1 protein-coding gene is annotated in these 1,319 nt (G+C 71.6%); it reads right to left on the bottom strand.

Annotated elements, in window-relative coordinates:
- Positions 1-62: 62 nt before the first annotated feature.
- Positions 63-1,319: ATP-binding cassette domain-containing protein (locus AOK24_RS42990; RefSeq protein WP_159052211.1), on the bottom strand; the 1,257-nt coding region annotated here is incomplete at its 5' end.

A 1,319-nucleotide genomic window follows, 5' to 3' on the forward strand; every position in this document is an offset into this window, starting at 1 on the left:
CGCCTGACCACCCCCTGATCCCCGTACGCCAAGCAGCACCACGTACGAGGATCAGGGGGTGGTCAGGCGTCGACGTATTCCGCGAGGTGTTCGGCCGTCAGGGTCGTGCGGGCGGTGATCAGGGCGGACGGGGTGCCCTCGAAGACGATCGTGCCGCCGTCGTGGCCGGCGCCGGGGCCGAGGTCGATGATCCAGTCGGCGTGGGCCATGACGGCCTGGTGGTGCTCGATGACGATGACGGACTTGCCGGAGTCGACCAGGCGGTCGAGGAGGGCGAGGAGCTGTTCGACGTCGGCGAGGTGGAGGCCGGCGGTCGGCTCGTCGAGGACGTAGACGCCGCCCTTGTCGGACATGTGGGTGGCCAGCTTGAGGCGCTGGCGTTCGCCGCCCGAGAGGGTGGTGAGGGGCTGGCCGAGGGTGAGGTAGCCGAGGCCGACGTCCGCGAGGTGGCCCAGGATGCGGCTCGCCGCCGGGGTCTTCGCCTCGCCCGTCGAGAAGAACTCCGCCGCCTCGGCGACCGGCATCGCCAGGACCTCGCTGATGTCCTTGCCGCCGAGGTGGTAGTCGAGGACGGCCGCCTGGAACCGCTTGCCCTCGCAGTCGTCGCAGGGCGTGGCCACGCCCGCCATCATCGCGAGGTCGGTGTAGACGACGCCCGCGCCGTTGCAGGTCGGGCAGGCGCCCTCCGAGTTGGCGCTGAACAGGGCCGGTTTGACGCCGTTGGCCTTGGCGAACGCCTTGCGGACGGGCTCCAGGAGGCCCGTGTACGTCGCCGGGTTGCTGCGGCGGGAGCCCTTGATCGGGGTCTGGTCGACCGAGACGACGCCGGCCGCGCGCGGGATGGAGCCGTGGATCAGGGAGCTCTTGCCGGAGCCCGCGACGCCGGTGACGACCGTCAGGACGCCGAGGGGGACGTCCACGTCGACGTTGCGCAGGTTGTGCCGCGTCGCGCCCCGGATCTCCAGCTTGCCGGTGGGCTCGCGGACCTCGTCCTTCAGCTTCGCCCGGTCGTCCAGGTGGCGGCCCGTGAGGGTGTCCGTCGCGCGCAGGCCCTCGACCGTGCCCTCGTAGCAGACCGTGCCGCCCGCCGTGCCGGCGCCCGGGCCCAGGTCCACGACGTGGTCGGCGATCGCGATGACCTCCGGCTTGTGCTCGACCACCAGCACCGTGTTTCCCTTGTCGCGCAGGCGCAGCAGGAGGTCGTTCATCCGGCGGATGTCGTGCGGGTGCAGGCCCGTCGTCGGCTCGTCGAAGACGTACGTCACGTCCGTGAGCGACGAGCCCAGGTGGCGGATCATCTTCACGCGCTGGGCCTCGCC

This window comes from Streptomyces niveiscabiei (assembly GCF_001419795.1).
GTDB lineage: Bacteria > Actinomycetota > Actinomycetes > Streptomycetales > Streptomycetaceae > Streptomyces > Streptomyces niveiscabiei.